An 18,704-nucleotide genomic window follows, 5' to 3' on the forward strand; every position below is an offset into this window, starting at 1 on the left:
CGCCATCATGCCGAATGCGCGGCGGCCGGTGCCGCGCCTAGCCGGCCGGATCGCCCAATGGCGCGTCAGGTGCGCTGTCCTGCCCCGTGGACGTCGATTCGGCCGTCGACGGGTGGGCGGGGACGCACCATCGGTGCCGGCGCGGGCCGTTCCCGGGCGGCCCGGAACGCGCCCGGGCTCATGCCGACCTCGCGGGTGAAGAACCGGCCGAAGTTAGTCGGCTCGGTGAAGCCGAGCTGCCGACCGATCCGGGCGATCGGCTCGTCGGTGGCCGCCAGCAGCCGGCTGGCCTGGAGCGCGACCCGCTCGTCCACCACCTGTTTCGCGCTGCGCCCGGTAATCGCCAGGCAGGCCCGGGTGAGGGTACGCACCGAGCAGCCCAGCCGGTCGGCGTAGTCCTCGACCCGGCGACTGGCCTGGTAACCCCGCTCCACCTCGCGGCACAGCCGCCGGAAGGTCTCCTCCTCCGGGCGCGCCGTCCGCCCCGCTCCGGAGGGCAACATGCTCAACCGCAGCAACAGCACGCTCAGTTGATGACGCAACAGGCTGCGGGCGGACCGGGTGTCCCGGTGCCGGCTGGCGTCCACGGTCAACTGGCTGACCTCGTTGATGATCGCGTCCTCGTCCTCACCGGCGAGCTGAAACCAGATCGGCACCTCGTCGGCATCGACGTCGAGCCCGTGCAGCGCCTCCGGATGCCAGCGGACCACCGTGGCGTCCAGCCGGGGCAGGGCGCAGCGCAGTACCTGGCCGGGACGGATCCGCAGCAACGTGCCGGGCCGGCACGGCAGGGCACGGAAATCCACCTCGGCGAGCCCGTGACCACTGGTGGTCAGCACGATCAGCTCGCGGTCCAGCAGCACCGGCCGTCGCCACCCGGAGTCGGGGGCGAGATCACCGAGGGTGATCGTGTCGATCTCGGCCGGGCTGGCGGCAGCATCGGACAGCGCCGTGACTGGGTGACCGGAAGGGACCATCACCTGCGACGTTAGCCCGAGCCCGGCTCGTACGCATCCCTCGCCACCCCGGTATCGCGGGTCGCGGTGCCGCCGGGCGCACAGGGTTGTCCCGACAAGGCGGGACGGTTAGGTTACTGATCGGTAGTGACCTGGTCGTCGTGGCGCCCGCGCGGTTCGTGACGGCGGCCCCGACACCGGCTGTCCCAGGCCGGAAACGCAAGGGGATGGCATGAAGGATCTGTTCTCCGTCGAGGGCAAGACCGTCCTGGTCACCGGCGGCTCCCGCGGCATCGGCCTGATGATCGCCCGGGGCTTTGTCGCCGCGGGGGCGCACGTCATCATCTCCTCCCGCAAGGCCGATGTCTGCGAGGCGGTGGCCACGGAGCTGTCCACGCACGGTCGCTGCGAGGCGATCCCCGCCGACCTGGGCCGCGACGAGGGCGTGCAGCATCTTGCCGCCGCCGTCCAGGACCGGTTCGACAAGCTGGACGTGCTTGTCAACAACGCCGGCGCCACCTGGGGCGCACCGCTGGAGAACTACCCGGAGAGCGCGTTCGACAAGCTGTGGGCGGTGAACGTCAAGTCCGTCTTCCGGCTGACCACCGCGCTGCTGCCGGCCCTGCGCGTGGCGGCGGGCCCCGAAGACCCGGCACGGGTGATCAACATCGGCTCCATCGACGGCATCCGGGTGCCGCTCATGGAGGTGTACGCGTACTCGGCGACCAAGGCGGCGGTGCACATGCTGACCCGCAGCCTGGCCCACCAGCTGGCCGGCGAACAGATCACCGTCAACGCGATCGCCCCCGGACCGTTCGAGAGCAAGATGATGGCGTTCGCGCTCGACGACCCCGGCTCCCGGTCCGCCATTGAGGCCCAGGTCCCGCTCGGTCGCATCGGCCGCCCCGAGGACATGGCCGGCACGGCGATCTACCTCGCCTCCCGAGCCGGCGCCTACCTCACCGGCGCGGTGATCCCGGTAGACGGCGGCCTGACCACCCACGGCTGACCGCTCCCGCCTCCTCGCCCTCCCGCCCCTTCGTTCCGCGATCTTGCACTTTCGGTCGCTGTTATGCGGCTTGTGCGGCATATGCATCGACCAGAAGTGCAAGATCGCGGAGGAAGCGGTGTGGGGGTGGGGCTGGGTAGGCGGGGGCCGCGCGAACTCGGCAGATTCGCGCGGCCCCGGTTGTCGGTCTGTCAGCGACCGGCGAGCAGCCGGTTCACCGCGGTGTCGACGTCCAGGTGCTCGGCCTCCCGGCCACGCGGAACGACGACGTAGGTCCGCCGCAGGAATCGCACCAGCACGCTGCGGGGTACCTCGAACAGGGCGTTGCCGTCCGGCGACGACAGCGCCAGCGCGACGAAGTCGCCGCGCGGGGTGGCCCAGGGCCAGACCCGTACGTCCCCGATGCCCGCCGGCTCGTCCAGGCCGGTGACCAGCAGTTCGCGGGCGAAGGACCAACTCACCGCCTCGCCGCCAGCCGATTCGGCATGGAACAGGACATGGACCGCATACGGGTCCGCAGGGTCGTAGCGCAGACTGGCGCGCACCGGCAAGGCGGTGGCGTCAGGTGCGACGAGCCTTAGCGACGTCTCGACCTCTACGGTCGTCGGTCGGATGACACTCATGAACGTTCTCCCCCCGGCACCGCTGCGGAACGCGCGTGTCCCGCTTTTCCCATACTCAGCCGCTACTCCTGGCTACGCTCCGCCATGCGCTGACTTCACCCAGTGGTGGGAAGGGGGTCGGAAGGGCCTCGTGAATGTGAAAATTCATGTAGGATTTCCGATTCTGCCCAGTGGGTTCATCCTGCCCGGCATCGGGTTTGTTGAGTCGTCGACTTACTCCGGTAACGTCCAGTCGGCGGTTGCAGTGACGGGCCCGCGCCACACTGGGGCGTGAAATGGTCGCGGACGCCATCCTCAGTGGATGCGCCGAGCCGGCGAGACCCGTCGAACGTCGCGGTCCGCACAGCCGAACAGCGGGGGTACGGGGTGCCGAAGAAGCGGAGAAGCCGGCACGGTCGGTCAGTGATCGACCGCGGTCGGTTAGGTGAACGCGGCCCGGCGGCCGTCCGAGTGCGCAACGGACGTGGCTACCCGGGGGGAAGTCGGGATAGATCGACCGGGAAGGGGCATCGTGGGGAGATGGCCGGTGGTGCGCAGCGCAAGGGGGGTGGTGTCGCCGTGTCCGAGCGACGCGACCCGCCAGCGTGGCGGCAACGGATAACCACCACCCTCGCCCTGGTCCGAGCCAACCCCACCGGCCGAATCGCACTGAAGATCATCTTCGGGGTGCTCGGCGCCCTCGTGGTCACCATCGGCATCGCACTCATCCCGCTGCCCGGCCCCGGCTGGCTGTTGGTGATCGCCGGCCTCGGCATCTGGGCCGTAGAGTTCCACTGGGCTAAGCGCCTGCTCGCCTTCACCCGCCGCCACGTCCACGGCTGGACCGCCTGGGTGAAGAGACAATCACTGCCCGTACGCCTGGTGATCGGCTCGGTCGGCCTCGTCTTCGTCGGCGCCGTCGCCCTGCTGTCGATCAAGTACAGCCTCGGCATCGACGTGATCGCCCAGGTGCTGCACTACCTCGCGACCCACTGACCCCGGGTTCGCGGTCCGCGCGCCGGATCGGGTAGAGTCATCCGCGCTGAGGGCGATTAGCTCAGCGGGAGAGCGCTTCGTTCACACCGAAGAGGTCACTGGTTCGATCCCAGTATCGCCCACCATTAATATGTGCAGGTCAGAAGCTCGTTGCCGGAACGGTCGGTAACGAGCTTCTCCGCTGTGGCCCTTTGAATTGGGAGCAGTTTGGGAGCAGGCTGGCGATGGCACCAGCGGGCCACCCCGCCCGCGGTTCCGGCGGCCGACGACCGCGCGATCGCTGTCGAGATCGTCAGAGCAGGATCGGGAATCCCGAAGCCCGGACGGGTTGGTTCTTGGGCCGGTGGGCGTCGCGGAGATTCTTCTGCCCGCCACTGACCTGCAGGCACTGTCGCCCTTGTCCCACATTGGAGGTCGGGACGCACCGCCGAGTGCTCGCAGCGTCGTGTCCAGACAGGACACGATCGTCGGCAGGGTCTTGTCGAAGGTCGGGATCACCAACCGGAACCTCGACCAGGCCAGCCACGCGCACCACAACGAGGTACGCCGCCCACCGATGCGCGGGCCCTCGCCCCAGTCGAACTGCAACCACAGGCCCGGCTCCGGGATCCACGGCCGGAACACCCGCCGCTGCCCGGCGGCGAAGCGGGCCTTGACCTCCGCGACCGCCCGCCGGGTGGTGCGCTCACCTCCGCCGAAGCCCATCGCGGTGATCCGCCGGTGCACCACATCCGCGCGGACCCGGCCACCCGAACGGGCCACCAACTCCTCGATCTTCGCCACGTACTCATCGATCGGCCGGGCCCGGTGCGCCCGCGCCTCGGGACTTTGCCCGGACTCCCGCAACTTCACATACCGGGCAACCGTGTGATGGTCACACCCAGCCAACTCAGCCGCCGCACGGTAACTACCCGTGAGGTCGTATGCCTCCAAGATTTCCACGATCTCCCTGCCGCTCTTCACGCCGTCGACCCTCGCCGACCGGCACTCTGACCTGGTCAGCGGGGAGGTATCTGGCCATCCACGGGAGATCCCTGGCCACCAGCGGGGCGACATTTGGCCGCCTACGGGGAGTATTCACTGGCCGCCGACAGCCTTCCCGCGCCGTGGCTACCGGATTTCGCCGCCCTTTTCTGCCGCACGGTGAGCGCGGAGGGCAGCTCAGTCGAATTGGTTGAACAGCAGGTCTCCGAGTCGGCTTGGCAGGTGGTAGGCGACATCCCGGCGTTCTTCTCGGTCAGAAGATGTAGGTGCCGCTCGTGGAGCGGCTGATTCAGCTCTGCACTGGTGGCGCCCCGCAGCCCTGCACGGTGGTAGACGTCTCCGCCGGGGACGTCTACGAACACCGTTGATCATGGGGGTTCGGCTGTTCGGCTGCGGCGACCAGGAGGAGGGGGGTCCTTCCGACCGCTATCAGTCGACGACGCAGGCTTGGGAACCGTCGACGCAACTACCGAGGTGAGTCGCGGCACCTCACGTTCATCGACGTTCCAGCGGCCAGAGTCGATGTGGCATCGGCTCCCTCGTACAACGGTTGACCTTGACCTAAGGTCAATCCATAGGCTCAACGCATGGCCAGTTCGCCCTGGACGGGCATGCTTCCCGTTGACGACACAGCCCTCGCGGTCACCGACACCGGCGGCTCGGGCACGCCCATCGTGTACCTGAACGGCGCCTACGCCGACCAGTCGCATTGGCGGCGGGTCATCGCCGAGCTCGGTGGTGAATACCGCCACATCACCTACGACGAGCGCGCCCGCGGCCGGTCGAAGCGTTCCGCCGACTACTCCTTCGAGGCTTGCCTGCGAGATCTGGACGCCGTCCTTGCATCCCGGGGAGTCGACCGGCCGCTGCTGGTGGGTTGGTCCTACGGCGGAATCCTGTCGTGGCACTGGGCCGACCGGAACCCGGATCGTGTTCTCGGCGTCGTTACCGTGGACGCCTTCCCTGTTGGCCTCACCGGCGTCGCCGGCCGGGAACGCATCCGCAAGGAGTTTCGCCGGGTGCGGTTGCTGTTGCCGATCACCAGTCGGTTCGGCATGGGCGCTCGGATGAGCGCGGACCAGCACGCCGAGGTCAACATCGAACTCAACGAGATCGCCGCCGCCAGCGTGCCGGTCCTGGAACGCATCGCTTGCCCGCTGCGGTTCGTCCTGGCGACCGGAGCCAGCCTTGGCAACGAGGGCGACGAGATGGAACAGGGACGCGCCGCACTCGATCCGATTCTCGCCCGCAACCCGAATCTCGCGATCAGCGCGAAGGTCGCGAGCAACCACAGCACGATCCTGCGCAAGGACTTTCCTGCCGTCGCCAGGGCGGTGCGTGAACTCGCGCCTACCGGCACCCGCACGACGGACTGAGCCCATGGGCGGAGGGCTCACGATCGGGAAGGCGGCCGCGTTCGCCGGTGTCACGGTCAAGACGGTGCGGCATTACCACCGTCTCGGCCTGCTCGACGAGCCCCGCCGCGACTCCTCAGGTTACCGCCGCTACACCTCCACCGACCTGCTCCGGTTGGTCCAGGTCCGTACTTTGGCCGAGGCGGGCGTGCCGCTCGCCGAGATCGGTGAACTGCTCGACGCTGATCCGAAGCGCTTCGCCGCCGCCGTGGTTGACGTCGAGCGACGGCTCACCGACCGGATCTCGGAGCTTATCGCCCGCCGCGACACACTGCGTCGACTCGCTGACAGCGACCGGGCGCTGCTTCCCGACCGCGCCTGCACCCTTTTGGACCGGTTGACCGCGCTGGGTTTCGGTCCCGACATCGTGGCCTCGCAACGGGAGGCCCTGGTCCTGGCTCGCGCGCTGGCCCCAGCGTTCTTCGACGGTTTCGTGACCCAGCTCGAGCGCCGGCTCGACGATCCCGAGTATGTGAGGCTGTGGAAGCGAACCTGGGACGCGTTGTCCTGGGAGCCCGACGACCCGCGCCTCGACGAGCTCGCAGCTGAGATGGCCGACAACCTGCTGACTGAACGGGCGGTGATGCAGACACACATGGACGGTTTCTTCTCCAGCCCCGACGCCGCCACCCGCTACGACGTGGTCAACGAACACCGGGCTGACGAGGCGCCGACCACAGCTCGGTTGACCGCACTCATCGAAGCGCGGCTGCGCGCTGCCGGCATCGCGATTCCTCGACGGTGAGGCGGTCACCCACGGCGGCTGTACCACGATTCCGACCCCGTCACCTGCCTGGATCTAGCGGAGACTTGCCCAGGCCCGCCGCCTTGCGCAGGGAAGTGACGTTGGCGGCAGTCCGTGCCGGCTGTCGCGACGGCGTCAGGTCCTGCAACGGTGCCCGATCACGGACGAGGCTGCGGGCCTCCGCTGAATTCATCGCCTGGTTGGGGCAGTGGTTCGCAGCTCACGCCGGGCAACGGTCGTAGGTCAATGAAACAAGTAGCCCGATGTCAGTGCCCTGGATCGTTCCGATGAGCAGGTGTAATCACTTGCTGCACTCGGCTTGCAGGAGGCCGTGGCGTGTGGATGCCGCTGGCGGATCAGCGCATGCCGTGCGGCAGGTCGTTAAGTTCGGTTGAGGGATGAACTCGGCGATGGCGAGCCGATGACGTCCGGGCGGTTTCTACCACTTTCTGGCAATGGTCATGAGCCCGCTGGTCGCCGGTCATGCGTGCCGGCCCTTGCCGGCGATCATGTCGACGAGGGTGTCGGTTAGGTCTTCGGCGGAGACGCCTCCCCACTTCGGGTCGGCGAGCTGGCCGCTGGCCTGCAGGCCGGCGATCCCGTTCGCGCTGCTGATGAGCAGGGCCGCGTACCGTCGGGCGTCCTGCTCGCCCACCAGGTCGGCGACGACGGCCAGGAACTCGGTCTGGCTTCGCTGGGCGGCCCGGGCGAGTGCGGTGGGATCGCCGGGCGGGTTGCTGAACATGAGCTTGTAGAGGTGTGGCTGAAAGCGGCCGACGTCGATGAACGCAAGGAGGCCGCCGCGGATCTTTTCGGCGGCCGACAGGCCCGGTTCCGCGCGAAGGGCTTGCATGCGGTCTCCGAGCGTGTCCCATGCCCGGGTCCCGACGGCGATCAGCAGGCTCTCCTTGTCGAGGAAGTGCCGGTAGGGCGCTCCGCGGGTCACTCCGGCGCGCGCCCCCACCGCGCGCAACGTCACGGCGTCGAGGCCACCGGAATCGAGCAGCTCAGCGGCCGCGTCGAGGAGGGCGCGGCGGGTGGCAGCAGCTGATTCGGCCCGGCTGATCACGCGGAGGATTCTAGCCCACCTGTGATGACTAAGTCACTTGAACCAGTTGACACTGTCATCTCATTACTGCACACTCAAGAGATGACATCGTCAACTGAAACTCGGGAACTCGTGGTCGTGACCGGGGCGTCGACCGGCATTGGCGCGGCCACCGCGCAGGAACTGGCTCGGCACGGCTTCCATGTCCTCGCCGGCGTACGGCGCGACAGCGACCGGACACCCCTGCGGGCCGACCGCATCGAGCCGGTGACCCTCGACATCACCGACCCCGACCACGTCGCCGCGCTCGCCGCACGTGTCGAGCGGGGTCCGCAGCCGCTGCGGGCGCTGGTCAACAACGCCGGCGTCCCTGGCGCCGGCCCGGTCGAAGTGATGCCGCTCAGCCAATGGCGGCGCATCTTCGAGGTGAACCTCTTCGGCCACGTCGCCGTCACCCAGGCCCTGCTTCCCGCGCTCCTACGTGGCAAGGGACGCGTCGTCAACATCAGTTCCCTCAACGGCAAGATCTCGATGGCCGGCTACGGGCCGTACGCCGCCAGCAAGTTCGCGATGGAGGCGATGAGCGACGCGCTGCGCAACGAACTGGCCCCCCACGGTGTGCAGGTGGTGGTGGTCGAACCGGGCGGCGTCAAAACCGAGATGTCCCGCGTCGGCCTGGCCGCCCTCAGCCGCCTCGACGACGGGATGACGCCCGAGCAGAAGGCGCGCTACGGCACTCTGATGCAGGCAATACCCTCCCACGTGGCGGCGTTCACCAAGGCCGGCGTGACCTCCAACGTCGCCGCGAAGAGGATCGCCAAAGCGGTGACCGACGCCAGGCCCCGCACCCGTTACACCATCGGCGCGACGGCTGCCTTCCTCATCCGGGCCTCCCGCATCCTTCCCGACCGGATGCTCGACCGGATGACGACCTCCGACCTCCGCAAGCACTACCCGCCCGAGAACCGTGACCGAACGACCGCCCCATGGTGAGCACCTCTGCCACCGACGGTGCGCGTGGTACCTCAGCGCGCCGGTCACGTTGAGTACCCGTCAGTCTCGGCGTTGTTCCTTGGGAGACGCGCCGAAGCGACGCGTAAAGACGGGCCGGCCGACGACGCGGTCGACCACCGGGGATCGGGGAGCAACGTGGGAGCAGTCGGGCGCGCTGAACGGCTCTGAACCGCGCCCAGCGGCGTCGAATGGCACTCAACTGCACCCACCACGACCTGCGGCTTCTTTTTCTGCAGGTCAGAGTGGGTGCAGCGTCCCGCTTCACACCGAAGAGGTCACTGGTTCGATCCCAGTATCGCCCACGCAGCTCAGGCCACTTCCCGGGGTTCGGGAGGTGGCCTTTCTGCTGCCCGTACAGCAGCGAAGTACAGCAGCCCGCTCATTGGCCGAGCGATTCGCCGAGGCGCTTGAGCGCGTCTCTCGTTGCCTTCGATGACACCTGGGTGTAGATCTCCATCGTTACCGAGAAGCGGGCGTGCCGGAGGATCTGCATGGCGACTCGCGGGTGGACGTCGAGGTCGGCCAGGAGGGTGGCGCAGGTCCGGCGGGCGTCGTGGACGGTGATCGGTGTGACTGCCGCCTTGTCGCAGCGGGTCTGCCAGGAGCGTTGGAAGTTGCGCGGCTCGATGGGCGTGCCGTAGCGGGTGGTGAAGACGAGTCCGGTCTCGTGCCATGCCTTGCCGGCGACTGCTCGTGCTTCGTCGCGCTGGTGTTTGCGCAGTCGCAGTGCGGCCAGGCAGACGTCGGGCAGGGGCAGGGTGGCGTCGGACGCCTGGGTCTTGGTGTCGCGGTGCAGGCGCTGCCCGCGTACGCGTTGCAGTTGCCGGCCGATGGTCAGCTCCCCGGCGTCGAGGTCGATGTCGGCCCAGGTGAGGCCGAGCGCTTCACCTTTACGCAGGCCGGTGACGAGGACCAGGGCGTACGCGGCCTAGAGGGGATCCTCGTCGGCACGTGCGGACTCCAGGAACTTCCGCACCTCTCGAACCCGCTACGGTGGCTTAGCCCAACCGGGACCGTGGCACTGGTGGATGGACCTCCGGCCTTTCCCGGGCGAGAGGCTGTGCAAGTCTGATCAACGATGTGATGGGGGATCGCTGGTGGGACAGCGGCACGTGCGGAAAATGTTGCGGAAGATGGCCGGCGGGCAGCCGGTGGAGGTGGAGCGGGTGGCCACGTTGCGCTCACTCGCCCATATGGCCGCTGTTGCCGAGCAATTTGGTTACGCGTACACGGACACACGGCAGCGACACCGCAACGGACCGCAGCTGTTCTTCGTACCCGATCCCCGTCCGCAGGCCCGCGAAAGGGCCGCGCGGAACCGAGTGCAGTACCCGGATGCTTCCACCGGGGGCGCGCTGCCCCCCGTGCCTGCCGACGTGCTGGATCTGTTCAAGGCCCGTATCAGCTACGACCTCGAGGGCTGGAACGACGACAAGCAGCGAACGTGGTTCCTCTATGTCGTCCTCACCGTGCTGTGCGCGATCCTCGGTGTGTGGCTCGGGCTAGGAGGGACGTCCCCCACCACCGCTGCGGGCGTCGCTGCCGTCACCTGGGCGGCGCTGATGTCTGTCACCCTATTTTTGGTCTCCATTCGTCGACGCAGACGGGCTAAGTTCGCTGCGATCTTGGAGGCGGCCGGGTTCACGCAGACGACTGAGCAGAGCGGCCGGGAGCGGTATCTGCCGCTGACGTACCAGTAGGCTGCACCACCGCGGCGGTCACGAACAGGGTGCGCCGGGGCTCTTGAGTCCGCTTCAACGTCTGACCAGCTATTCAGTTGCCGCGGGCCGGATCCCGTACGCTGCGGCCGTGTTCACCCCAATTCGCGCCCGCCGGCTTACCCTCCGGCCGGTCACGATGGCTGACCTGGAGGACGTGTATGCGTACCAGCGCCGGCCCGACGTGTGCCGCTGGATGCTCGGCAGCGAGCCGCGCAGCCGTGAGCAGTCGCAGAAGTCGGTGGCGGCGATGACCGGTGAGGACGGGCTGCGTGTCGAGGGTGACGTACTGACCTTGGCTGCCGAGGCGAACGGACGAGTGACTGGCACTGTTGAGCTGGTCTGGCGGAGCCGGGCCGACCGGACCGCTGAGATTGGGTACGTCTTCAATCCGGAGTTTTCAGGTCGAGGGCTGGCCACCGAGGCGGTGGGGACGCTGCTGGGATGGGGTTTTGAGGAGTTCGGCCTGCACCGCGTCTACGGTCGGTGCCACGCCGGCAACGAGGCGTCGGCCCGGTTGATGACCAGGCTGGGTATGCGGTGCGAGGCGCGGCATGTCGAGAGCTACTTGTTTCGCGGTCAGTGGGCCGACCGGTTCGTGTTCGCGATGTTGGCCCGGGAGTGGCTGTCACGATCGGCGGCGCTCCCTGGCTGACGTGCACTCCGTGGCGCGGGTAGCTGACAGCAACGAGCAGAGACAAGGACGTTGGTCGACGGCTGAGCGTCGACAGTTGCCCGAGGCTGCGGATTGCCGACCAACTCCCCCGGACGAAGCGCCTAGAACTTACAAGCGAGAGGTCGGGGTGCCTGCCGGGATGCGGAGGTGGCCGGCGTGTGAGGGTTATGAGGCAGCCTGCGGATCGGTAGCGTTGGGCGTGAATGCGGCCCGATGGGCCGATGGTGCTTCCGGCGCTACGCGAGGAGGTTCCGGGTGGATTCCTTGCCGGAGTTGACGTTCGGGCAGCGTTTGAAGGTCTACCGGGAGCGGTCGGGGAAGACTCGGGCGGTGCTTGGTGGGTTGGTGGGCCGTAGCGCCGAGTGGGTAAAGGCGGTCGAAACCGACCGGATTTTGCCGCCGCGCCTTCCCATGCTGGATCGGATCGCGCGTGCTCTGAAGGTCGACGTGGCTGCCTTGGCTGTGGAGCTGGGTGACCGGTCTGCGGTGGTCAATGGGCCGGAGCATCCGGCGTTGGCGTCGGTGCGGGATGCGGTGAACCGTGTCGCGTTCGCCGGTGACGCCCCGGCGGAGTCGTTGTCCGGTCTGAGGGAGCGGCTTGCGGTGGCGTGGCGGGCACGTCATCAGGCGTCGGATCACCGGACGGTGCTGGGCGGGTTGTTGCCGGGGTTGCTGCGGGATGTGCAGCGTGCCGCGTTGGTGTACGAGGGCGACGAGCGGCGGCAGGCGCAGGCGCTGTTGGCGGAGACGCTCGGGTTGGCGCAGATGTTCATCGCGTACCAGCCGGCGGCCGAGTTGTTGTGGCGGGTGGCGGATCGGGCGATGGTGGCGGCGCAGGAGTCCGGTGATCCGGAGGCGCTGGCCGGTGCGGGGTGGTTCCTGTGTCAGGTGCATCGGGACGCCGGGGACTGGGACACCGCGATGGCGGTCACGCTGGACGTGCTGTCGGCGCTGGAGTCGCAGGCGGCCACCGGGAGCACGAATCTGCTGGCGCTGTGGGGTGCGCTGAACTTCGAGGCCGCGTACACGGCCGCTCGTGCCGGTGAGGAAGGGCGGGCCTGGCGGTACTGGGACCGCGCGGATCGGGTGGCGCAGCGTCTGCCCCAGAGCTTCTACCAACCGCAGACATCGTTTTCCCGGGTCATCATGGGCGCTCACGCGGTGACCGTGGCGGTGGAGTTGCAGAAGTCCGGCGAGGCGGTGCGGCAGGCCCGCCGCCACGATGCGGCGGCGATCCCGTCGAGGCCGCGTCGGGCACGCCATCTGATCGAGGTCGCGCGGGCGCACTACGGCAGGGACGACACGGAAGCGACAGTGGCGACGCTGCGGCAGGCGTACGAGTCGGCCCCGGAGACGATCCGCTATAACGGGTACGCCCGCCAGATCACCTTGGACCTGCTCGACGGCCCGCGTGCCACCCGGGATGACGCCCGTGACCTCGCGGTCCGAGTCGGTCTCGTCTCGTGATCCAGAGGTAGGAACCTTACCCGTTCCATCGCGCAACCGACCGTAGCTTCTCGCTTACGGGATGCGGCGGGCGGCGCGAGTCACGCCCGGTCGCCGCGTCCCCCTCGATCAGAGGGCGAAGAGGCTGCCCTCGTGAGCGACGAGGGAGGGGTGCGTGCGGCGCGTCTCGTACGACGAGTACCTGTCGGCCACCGCGTTGACGTTCGCCCGACGGCATCGGCCGGTCTGGTCCTGGCAGCTCTGGCGGCGCGTCTGTCGCTGCGGTGCCGACCTGCCGTGTCGTGCCCGGCACCGGATACCGATCAACCGGGGCCACTGGCCGCAGGAGAACGAGCAGTGATCGGCAGCCCGGAGCGGACGATCCTCGCGGTGCACGTTCGAGGGCTCGACGGCATGTGCGCCGGCTGCCGCGGGTGGTGGTCACGGCTCGCCCCGTACCCCTGCTGGCAGGTGGATTGGGCGACAAGTCGGCAGGCTCGCGCGAGCGTCGCCCGGTTCCTGGGTGGTGTGCGGTGACCACCCACGGCCCGGTGCTGCCGATCTGGAGCTGCGGCGGCTGTGAACTGCCGTGGCCGTGCCCCACGCGGCGGCGGGAGCTGCGCGCGGAGTACGCGGATGCGCCGGTGTCGCTGGCGCTCTACCTCGGTGCCTATCTCGTCCAGGCGGCCGAGGACATGCCGTGGGCACCGGCCGGCGCGCTGCACCGCCGTTTCATCGGCTGGACGCGGCAGCCGGCGGAAGTACCGCAGCGAAGTACAGCAACCGTCCCGACCGAACGAGGCCGGAACGGGCGTCACCAGGCCGGATGACGTCGTATCAAGCCCGATCCGGCCGGCCCGCCGAGAGTTCACACCGAAGATGCCACCGGTTCGATCCCAGTATCGCCGACCATCGACAGGTGTCTCTTGCTATCCGCTCTACACCGGTGTAGGAAAAGTAGTGCGCTGGTGTGAATGTGGACTGTCGCGGCTGTCGGGAAGGTTTCGGTGGCCGATCTCGATGGTGAGGCGCATGCCTTCGATGCGGGAGGCCTTGACGCTCTGAGAGGAGCAGCAACGCGATGTCACACAGCAGTGGCCCCCGAATGACGAGCCTTGTCGCAGCCGCGGCTTTGGTGGTGTCAGTCATCGCGGCCGCCCCGGCGGCTGCCGCGACCGACACGTGGCATTCGAACGACGACGTCTATCACTACTTCAAGGTGCCGCAGTCGCAGGCCAGCAGCATTGTCGGCGGAACGCCGGCAACGCTCGAACTGGAGGCGAACATCGGCCCGAGCGGCACCTGGTCGGCGCTCGCGCTCGACCCGAGCGGCTCGGACTACGCCGCGAACGTCGGTCCGCTCGATCCCGGGCTGTACTACTACCAGTACACCGCGACGATGCAGGACAGGTCGAAGGTGTCCTTCCGCCAGCCCGGCAGCCCGGTGGCGGTGACGTCGAAGCCAAACTGGAACACCTTCTTCGTGCCCGGTGAGTCGGTCGCGTGGATGGACGACATCGCCGCGGGCGGGACTGTGGAGGAACTGTCCTACCCGAGCGCGACAGCGGCGGAGGACCGTACCGCCTTGGTGTGGACGCCGCCCGGCTACGACTCGGCCCGGGCCGAGGCGTACCCGGTCCTGTACCTGCTGAGCAGCGAGGGTCAGACAGCTCGTGAGTGGCTGGAACTTGGCCGGGCGAAGCAGATCCTCGACAACCTGGTCGCAGGCAGGGACGCCAAGCCGATGGTGGTCGTGATGGCTGACGCCAATTCCGCCGACCCCCGCGCCGAGCTGCTCGACGCCATCGTCCCCGCAGCACGGGCCGGCTACAACATCTCGTCCCGGCCCAGGAGTCAGGCGCTGGCCGGTGTCGACACGGGTGCCGAGCAGGCGATCAGCATCCTCCGCAGCGATCCCGGCGCGTTCGCCTACGTCGGCTCCTTCTCCGGCTCCGTCGACGGCCCGATCACCAAGGCGGAGGCCAAGGCGATCAACAAGGGCACCAAACTGCTCCGGGTGTACGTCGGCAACACGCTCGATCCGTCCTACAACGACAACTACGACCTGCTGGTGGACCTGAAGAAGTCCCGAGTGAGGTTCGAGTTCGACGGCGTCAACCCCGACGACGGCGCCACCTGGGACGCGTGGCGGGAGAACCTGCGAGACTTCGCCGCTCGGCTCTTCGGACAGAAGGGCGTCCGCCACGGCGCCAGCAAGGGACACCGCGCGCTGACCAGGCCGTACGAGCCCCCTGCGGCCGGGTCGATCACGACCCCGCACATCGACCGGCACGGCATCGTCACGTTCGAGACCGGCACCCAGTGGGCTGGCGCCAAGGACGTCACGATCTGGGGCAACTGGGCTCCGAATGGCCAATGGTTCCGGATCCCGATGGAGAAGCAGCCCGACGGCCGCTGGCGAATCACGGTTGGACCGCTCGACGGCTACTACTACTACCGGTACGTGGTCGACGGCGTCGACATGAAGGACCCGGCCGACACCGTCAACACCCACGTGATGGAGTCGCAGCTTTTCGTGCCGGGTAAGTCCGACGCGATGCTGGCCGATGTCCCCGAAGGCCGGGGCGGCACGGTCTCGCTGATGACCTACGACGGAGGCCAGGGCGCAGAGCGCTACGCGTACGTCTGGACGCCGCCTGGCTACGATGCTGGCCGCGAAGCTGCCTACCCGGTGCTGTACCTGTACCACGGCGGGGGCCAGAACTACGGCAGTTGGCTCGAAACCGGGCGTGCCAAGCAGATTCTCGACAACAGCTACCTCAACGGGACAATGGTGCCGATGGTTGTGGTCATGCCCGACCAGAACGGCGTCGACTTCTGGACCGACCTCAGCCAGCACGTGATGCCAACCGCTGCGGAAAAGTACAACATCTCGACTGATCCGGATGAGCAGGCGCTCGCCGGTCTGTCGTGGGGAGCCATGAACACCCTCGGCACCTGGATCAGCCACCCGGGCGAGTTCGCCTACATCGGTGCCTTCTCGGGGGGCCTGCTCTCCTACCCCACAGTCGACGTCGAGGCGGTCAACGAAAGCACCAAGCTGGCAAGGCTGTACTCCGGTGACGTCGACTTCACGTACACGTTCACCCAGAACACGATGCAGTGGCTGACCTCCCAGGGCATCGAGTACGAGTACGCCGGCACCTGGGTCGGTCCGCATGGCTTCGACATCTGGATGGCGAATCTGATCGACTTCGTGCCGCGGATCTTCGCGCCGGAGCACCGGTTCGGCGGGGTGCGGCCTCCGCTGGCCGGCGACGGCCCCGACATCGTCAAAGCCGGACGCGCCGTGCCGGTCAAGTTCACCCTGACCGGCGCAGACGGCGAGACGGTCACCGACGCGCGGCCGCGCCTCTACCTCGTGAAGAAGACCGACGGCGTGGCCGGCAACCGCGTCCCGGCCACACCCGTCCAGAAGAGGGCGGACAACACCGCGCGCTACAGCGCCGCAAGAAACCAGTACGTCTTCCACTGGGACACCAGCGGGCTCTCCCCGGGTGCCTACGAGTTGCAGATCGACCCGGTCCGCGGCCCCGTTCACGCCATCGCCCTGACCATCAACTGACCTCGCGTCACGCGGCCGGCGCGCCCCGGATCGGGCGGGCCGGCCGCTGCGTCTGGGGTGGTGAATGGTGCAGTCTTATACCCTGGCCGACGGATCGACGGGCGGCGGGAGGGGCTGTGGCACGCAAGACCAACAGGTCGGCGACGATGCGCGACGTCGCCCGACTTGCCGGGGTGTCGATCAAGACGGTGTCCAACATCCTCAACGGCTATCAGTACGTGCGTCCGGAAACCCGCGAGCGGGTGGACGACGCGATCCGTGAGCTGGGCTACCACGTGAATGTGTCGGCGCGGAACCTGAGCCGAGGCCGGACCGGGGCGATCGCTCTGGTGCTGCCGTCGTTGCGTGTTGTGTACTTCGCCGAACTTGCGGATGCCGTCATGCGAGAGGCATCCAGGCGGGGCCTGACCGTCTTCATCGAGCAGACCAACGCCGAGCGCGACCGCGAGCTGCGGGTGCTGGACGGCAGCTACCGGTCACGCTTTGACGGCGTGCTGTACTCCCCGCTCGCGCTGGGCGAGAAAGACCTCCCGCTGTTCGACGTCGACTTCCCCCTCGTGCTCCTGGGCGAGCGGGTGTTCGATGGCGGCCTCGACCACGTCACGATGAGCAACGTCGAGGGAGCACGTGCGGCGACCGAGCACGTGCTGGGCCGGGGTGCGACCACGGTAGTTCCCCTCGGAGTCAAGGACGACCCGTCGCCGAGCAGCGGAACCCTGCGGTTCCAGGGCTTCCGGGACGCCCTCCAGTCACGAGGGTTCACCGTCGACCCACGCGCGATCATCGGGGTACCCGACTACTTCCACTCCACCGGCGCCACGACGATCGCTCGCATCCTTGACAGCGGTGTCAAACCCGACGCGGTTGTGGCGTTCGCGGACACACTCGCGCTGGGTGCGCTCGCCGCCTTTCAGGACCGCGGCCTACGGGTTCCCGAGGATGTCCTGCTGATCGGCTTCGACAACATCGACGAAGCGAACTACTCCCGACCTCCGCTGAGCACCATCGACCCCGGACGCGACGTGATCGCACACCAGGCAGTCGCCCTGTTGGAAGAGCGGATCCAACTCCAGTTCGACGGTGTGCCGCGAGAGGAGCAGCCGGCGCCCCGGAGGCTGGTCGTCGACTTCGAACTGATCCAGCGGCAGTCGACGCTGCGCTGAGGCGTCCTGCCACACCGGTTGCGCAATTGCTACGGCGGCGCCCTTCGGCCCAAGCGGTCAACCGTCGCCCTCAGATCGGCCGGACTGGAACTGCACGCCGGCACGTACCGTGACGCCCGGACGGCGGCACGGGCAAGCCTGGCCGGCGGCGGACATTCAGCCCCGGGCTCGCCGCTGCCCGCGCTCGTACGTCCGCTGGCATGGCGAGCCGTTGCTCGATGCCCGCAGTGATGGCCGTCGGTTGAGGTGGTACCCGGACTGGTCTTCCGCTACTGGCGCGACAACCGCCTGGCTCCGCACGTGCGGCCGCCAGAGCAATCGTAAGGTCCGCACCTCGCCGGAAGCTGCGGCTGCTACTGACGGCGAAGCCCACCACAGGGGAGAGCACGCACGATCGGCGGCCAGATCCGGGCGTTGCGTGTGCGGTGCGACCTAGCCTGTTTGTATGCGACGCTTCCAGGATGAGGACCTGACCGGAGCTGAGTTCCGCGAGTGCGATCTGAGTAGAGCGCGGATGGTCGGCGTGGTCATGCAGGACGCTGAGATCGACGGCCTGGTCACCAATCTTGTGGTCAACGGGGTCGAAGTGATGTCGTACGTCGAGGCGGAACTCGACCGTCGTCACCCGGTACGGCTGCTGATCCGCTCCGATCAGCCGGACGACCTGCGAGATGCCTGGCAGCAACTGCGCGACGATTGGGCGAGGACTACCGAGCGGGTTCGGTCCATGCCCGAGGACAGCGAACATCGCGGCGTCGACGGCGAGTGGTCGATGGTCGACACCCTGCGCCACCTTGTCTTCGTGCACGACTCTTGGTTCCGACGCTGCGTGCTCGGGCTTACCGAGCCGTTCACGGCCATGGGACTGGGGCCACCGTTGGTCTCGGGCCAGGAGGATGGGCTCGATCCGTCAGCCCAACCGAGCCTCGACGAGGTGCTCGCGGTACGAGTCCGGCAGGCTTCAGAGATCGAGACATGGCTGGCCGAGGTCACGCCTGATCAGCTCGCGAAGACCGCGCCGGTCCCGGACGACGACAGATGGCCCCCGTACGCCAAGGGGCGGACAGTGCGGCAATGCCTCGGCACTGTGCTCAACGAGGAATGGGAACACCACCGGTTCTGCAAGCGTGACCTGGACAAACTGTCGCGCCAGGGGTCTTCGCCGGGTTGATGATTGAACTCTGAGCTTGCTGCTTATCTCCCGGGAAATCCGGTGTCGCTGCGGCCAAGGCCCGCTACGTCCCCGAGGGTGACTACAGCGGGTGTCGGAGGGAGAGCCCGGTGCGGTAGAGACAAGGCCGAGCGCGCGTTCTCAGCGGCCAGATGAGCGTGCCGAACTGGATAGC

The 18,704-nt window shown here is 68.0% G+C and carries 16 protein-coding genes, 1 tRNA gene and 2 pseudogenes; 14 read left to right on the forward strand and 5 right to left on the reverse strand.

What is annotated here, in order from left to right:
* Positions 1 to 65: 65 nt before the first annotated feature.
* Positions 66 to 977: a helix-turn-helix transcriptional regulator gene (locus ACN26Z_RS10260; protein ID WP_282239454.1), complete on the reverse strand. Its 912-nt coding sequence runs from the start codon at positions 975 to 977 to the stop codon at positions 66 to 68.
* A gap of 211 nt (positions 978 to 1,188) precedes the next feature.
* Between ACN26Z_RS10260 and ACN26Z_RS10265 the strand changes: the two genes are divergently transcribed.
* Positions 1,189 to 1,965 (forward strand): glucose 1-dehydrogenase, encoded by a 777-nt coding sequence (locus ACN26Z_RS10265; protein WP_282239453.1) that lies wholly within the window; start codon positions 1,189 to 1,191, stop codon positions 1,963 to 1,965.
* 191 nt (positions 1,966 to 2,156) lie between these two features.
* Here ACN26Z_RS10265 and ACN26Z_RS10270 read toward each other — a convergent pair whose 3' ends face one another.
* Positions 2,157 to 2,588 carry an SsgA family sporulation/cell division regulator gene (locus tag ACN26Z_RS10270; protein WP_007457244.1) on the reverse strand — a complete coding sequence of 144 codons (432 nt, stop codon included), beginning with the start codon at positions 2,586 to 2,588 and terminating at the stop codon, positions 2,157 to 2,159.
* Between the two features lie 297 nt (positions 2,589 to 2,885).
* Between ACN26Z_RS10270 and ACN26Z_RS10275 the strand changes: the two genes are divergently transcribed.
* Both ACN26Z_RS10275 and ACN26Z_RS10280 read left to right on the forward strand, forming a co-directional pair.
* Positions 2,886 to 3,563 carry a TIGR02611 family protein gene (locus ACN26Z_RS10275; RefSeq protein WP_421460815.1) on the forward strand — a complete coding sequence of 226 codons (678 nt, stop codon included), beginning with the start codon at positions 2,886 to 2,888 and terminating at the stop codon, positions 3,561 to 3,563.
* Between the two features lie 50 nt (positions 3,564 to 3,613).
* A tRNA-Val gene (locus tag ACN26Z_RS10280) sits at positions 3,614 to 3,688 on the forward strand.
* A gap of 298 nt (positions 3,689 to 3,986) precedes the next feature.
* On the opposite strand, the pseudogene ACN26Z_RS10285 reads toward ACN26Z_RS10280, so the two are convergent.
* Positions 3,987 to 4,526 (reverse strand): annotated as a pseudogene (locus ACN26Z_RS10285) (IS21 family transposase); the annotation flags it as partial.
* A gap of 608 nt (positions 4,527 to 5,134) precedes the next feature.
* Here ACN26Z_RS10285 and ACN26Z_RS10290 point away from each other — a divergent pair.
* Both ACN26Z_RS10290 and ACN26Z_RS10295 read left to right on the forward strand, forming a co-directional pair.
* Positions 5,135 to 5,923, forward strand: coding sequence for an alpha/beta fold hydrolase (locus ACN26Z_RS10290; protein WP_198413151.1), 789 nt, complete (start codon positions 5,135 to 5,137; stop codon positions 5,921 to 5,923).
* 4 nt (positions 5,924 to 5,927) lie between these two features.
* Positions 5,928 to 6,707, forward strand: a complete 780-nt coding sequence (locus ACN26Z_RS10295) for a MerR family transcriptional regulator (RefSeq protein ID WP_421460818.1) — start codon at positions 5,928 to 5,930, stop codon at positions 6,705 to 6,707.
* A 481-nt stretch (positions 6,708 to 7,188) separates the two neighbouring features.
* On the opposite strand, the gene ACN26Z_RS10300 is transcribed toward ACN26Z_RS10295, so the two are convergent.
* Positions 7,189 to 7,776 (reverse strand): TetR/AcrR family transcriptional regulator, encoded by a 588-nt coding sequence (locus ACN26Z_RS10300; RefSeq protein WP_421460820.1) that lies wholly within the window; start codon positions 7,774 to 7,776, stop codon positions 7,189 to 7,191.
* An 81-nt stretch (positions 7,777 to 7,857) separates the two neighbouring features.
* Between ACN26Z_RS10300 and ACN26Z_RS10305 the strand changes: the two genes are divergently transcribed.
* Entirely contained in the window at positions 7,858 to 8,748 is an 891-nt protein-coding gene (locus ACN26Z_RS10305) for an SDR family oxidoreductase (protein WP_421460821.1), read from the forward strand.
* A 400-nt stretch (positions 8,749 to 9,148) separates the two neighbouring features.
* Here ACN26Z_RS10305 and ACN26Z_RS10310 read toward each other — a convergent pair.
* A pseudogene (locus ACN26Z_RS10310) lies at positions 9,149 to 9,748 on the reverse strand (site-specific integrase); the annotation flags it as partial.
* Between the two features lie 118 nt (positions 9,749 to 9,866).
* On the opposite strand from ACN26Z_RS10310, the gene ACN26Z_RS10315 reads away from it, so the two are divergent.
* The 8 genes from ACN26Z_RS10315 (at position 9,867) to ACN26Z_RS10350 (ending at position 18,529) form a co-directional block, all read left to right on the forward strand.
* Positions 9,867 to 10,469 carry a hypothetical protein gene (locus tag ACN26Z_RS10315; protein ID WP_421460822.1) on the forward strand — a complete coding sequence of 201 codons (603 nt, stop codon included), beginning with the start codon at positions 9,867 to 9,869 and terminating at the stop codon, positions 10,467 to 10,469.
* 109 nt (positions 10,470 to 10,578) lie between these two features.
* Positions 10,579 to 11,142 (forward strand): GNAT family N-acetyltransferase, encoded by a 564-nt coding sequence (locus ACN26Z_RS10320; protein ID WP_282239447.1) that lies wholly within the window; start codon positions 10,579 to 10,581, stop codon positions 11,140 to 11,142.
* 276 nt (positions 11,143 to 11,418) lie between these two features.
* On the forward strand, positions 11,419 to 12,630 hold the full coding sequence (locus ACN26Z_RS10325) for a helix-turn-helix domain-containing protein (RefSeq protein WP_421460825.1): 1,212 nt from the start codon (positions 11,419 to 11,421) through the stop codon (positions 12,628 to 12,630).
* Positions 12,631 to 12,780: 150 nt separating this feature from the next.
* A complete protein-coding gene (locus tag ACN26Z_RS10330) occupies positions 12,781 to 13,146 on the forward strand; it encodes a hypothetical protein (RefSeq protein WP_421464604.1) in 366 nt (121 codons plus the stop codon).
* Positions 13,143 to 13,439, forward strand: coding sequence for a hypothetical protein (locus ACN26Z_RS10335; protein ID WP_421460826.1), 297 nt, complete (start codon positions 13,143 to 13,145; stop codon positions 13,437 to 13,439). Before ACN26Z_RS10330 ends, ACN26Z_RS10335 begins: the two co-directional genes overlap by 4 nt.
* Before the next feature lie 308 nt (positions 13,440 to 13,747).
* Entirely contained in the window at positions 13,748 to 16,195 is a 2,448-nt protein-coding gene (locus tag ACN26Z_RS10340; protein WP_421460827.1) for an alpha/beta hydrolase-fold protein, read from the forward strand.
* Positions 16,196 to 16,311: 116 nt separating this feature from the next.
* The gene (locus ACN26Z_RS10345) at positions 16,312 to 17,358 is read left to right on the forward strand and encodes a LacI family DNA-binding transcriptional regulator (protein WP_282239428.1); all 1,047 of its coding nucleotides are present in this window, start codon (positions 16,312 to 16,314) and stop codon (positions 17,356 to 17,358) included.
* A 445-nt stretch (positions 17,359 to 17,803) separates the two neighbouring features.
* Positions 17,804 to 18,529, forward strand: coding sequence for a DinB family protein (locus ACN26Z_RS10350; RefSeq protein ID WP_421460829.1), 726 nt, complete (start codon positions 17,804 to 17,806; stop codon positions 18,527 to 18,529).
* Positions 18,530 to 18,704 lie beyond the last annotated feature (175 nt).

The organism is Verrucosispora sp. WMMD703 (genome assembly GCF_049178935.1).
Lineage (GTDB): Bacteria > Actinomycetota > Actinomycetes > Mycobacteriales > Micromonosporaceae > Micromonospora > Micromonospora sediminimaris.

Excerpts from the sequence above, each read along its gene's own strand:
- ACN26Z_RS10260 (WP_282239454.1), bottom strand. The coding sequence starts at position 977 with ATGGTCCCTTCCGGTCACCCAGTCACGGCGCTGTCCGATGCTGCCGCC.
- ACN26Z_RS10265 (WP_282239453.1), top strand. The coding sequence starts at position 1,189 with ATGAAGGATCTGTTCTCCGTCGAGGGCAAGACCGTCCTGGTCACCGGC.
- ACN26Z_RS10270 (WP_007457244.1), bottom strand. The coding sequence starts at position 2,588 with ATGAGTGTCATCCGACCGACGACCGTAGAGGTCGAGACGTCGCTAAGG.
- ACN26Z_RS10290 (WP_198413151.1), top strand. The coding sequence starts at position 5,135 with ATGGCCAGTTCGCCCTGGACGGGCATGCTTCCCGTTGACGACACAGCC.
- ACN26Z_RS10295 (WP_421460818.1), top strand. The coding sequence starts at position 5,928 with ATGGGCGGAGGGCTCACGATCGGGAAGGCGGCCGCGTTCGCCGGTGTC.
- ACN26Z_RS10305 (WP_421460821.1), top strand. The coding sequence starts at position 7,858 with ATGACATCGTCAACTGAAACTCGGGAACTCGTGGTCGTGACCGGGGCG.
- ACN26Z_RS10350 (WP_421460829.1), top strand. The coding sequence starts at position 17,804 with ATGCGACGCTTCCAGGATGAGGACCTGACCGGAGCTGAGTTCCGCGAG.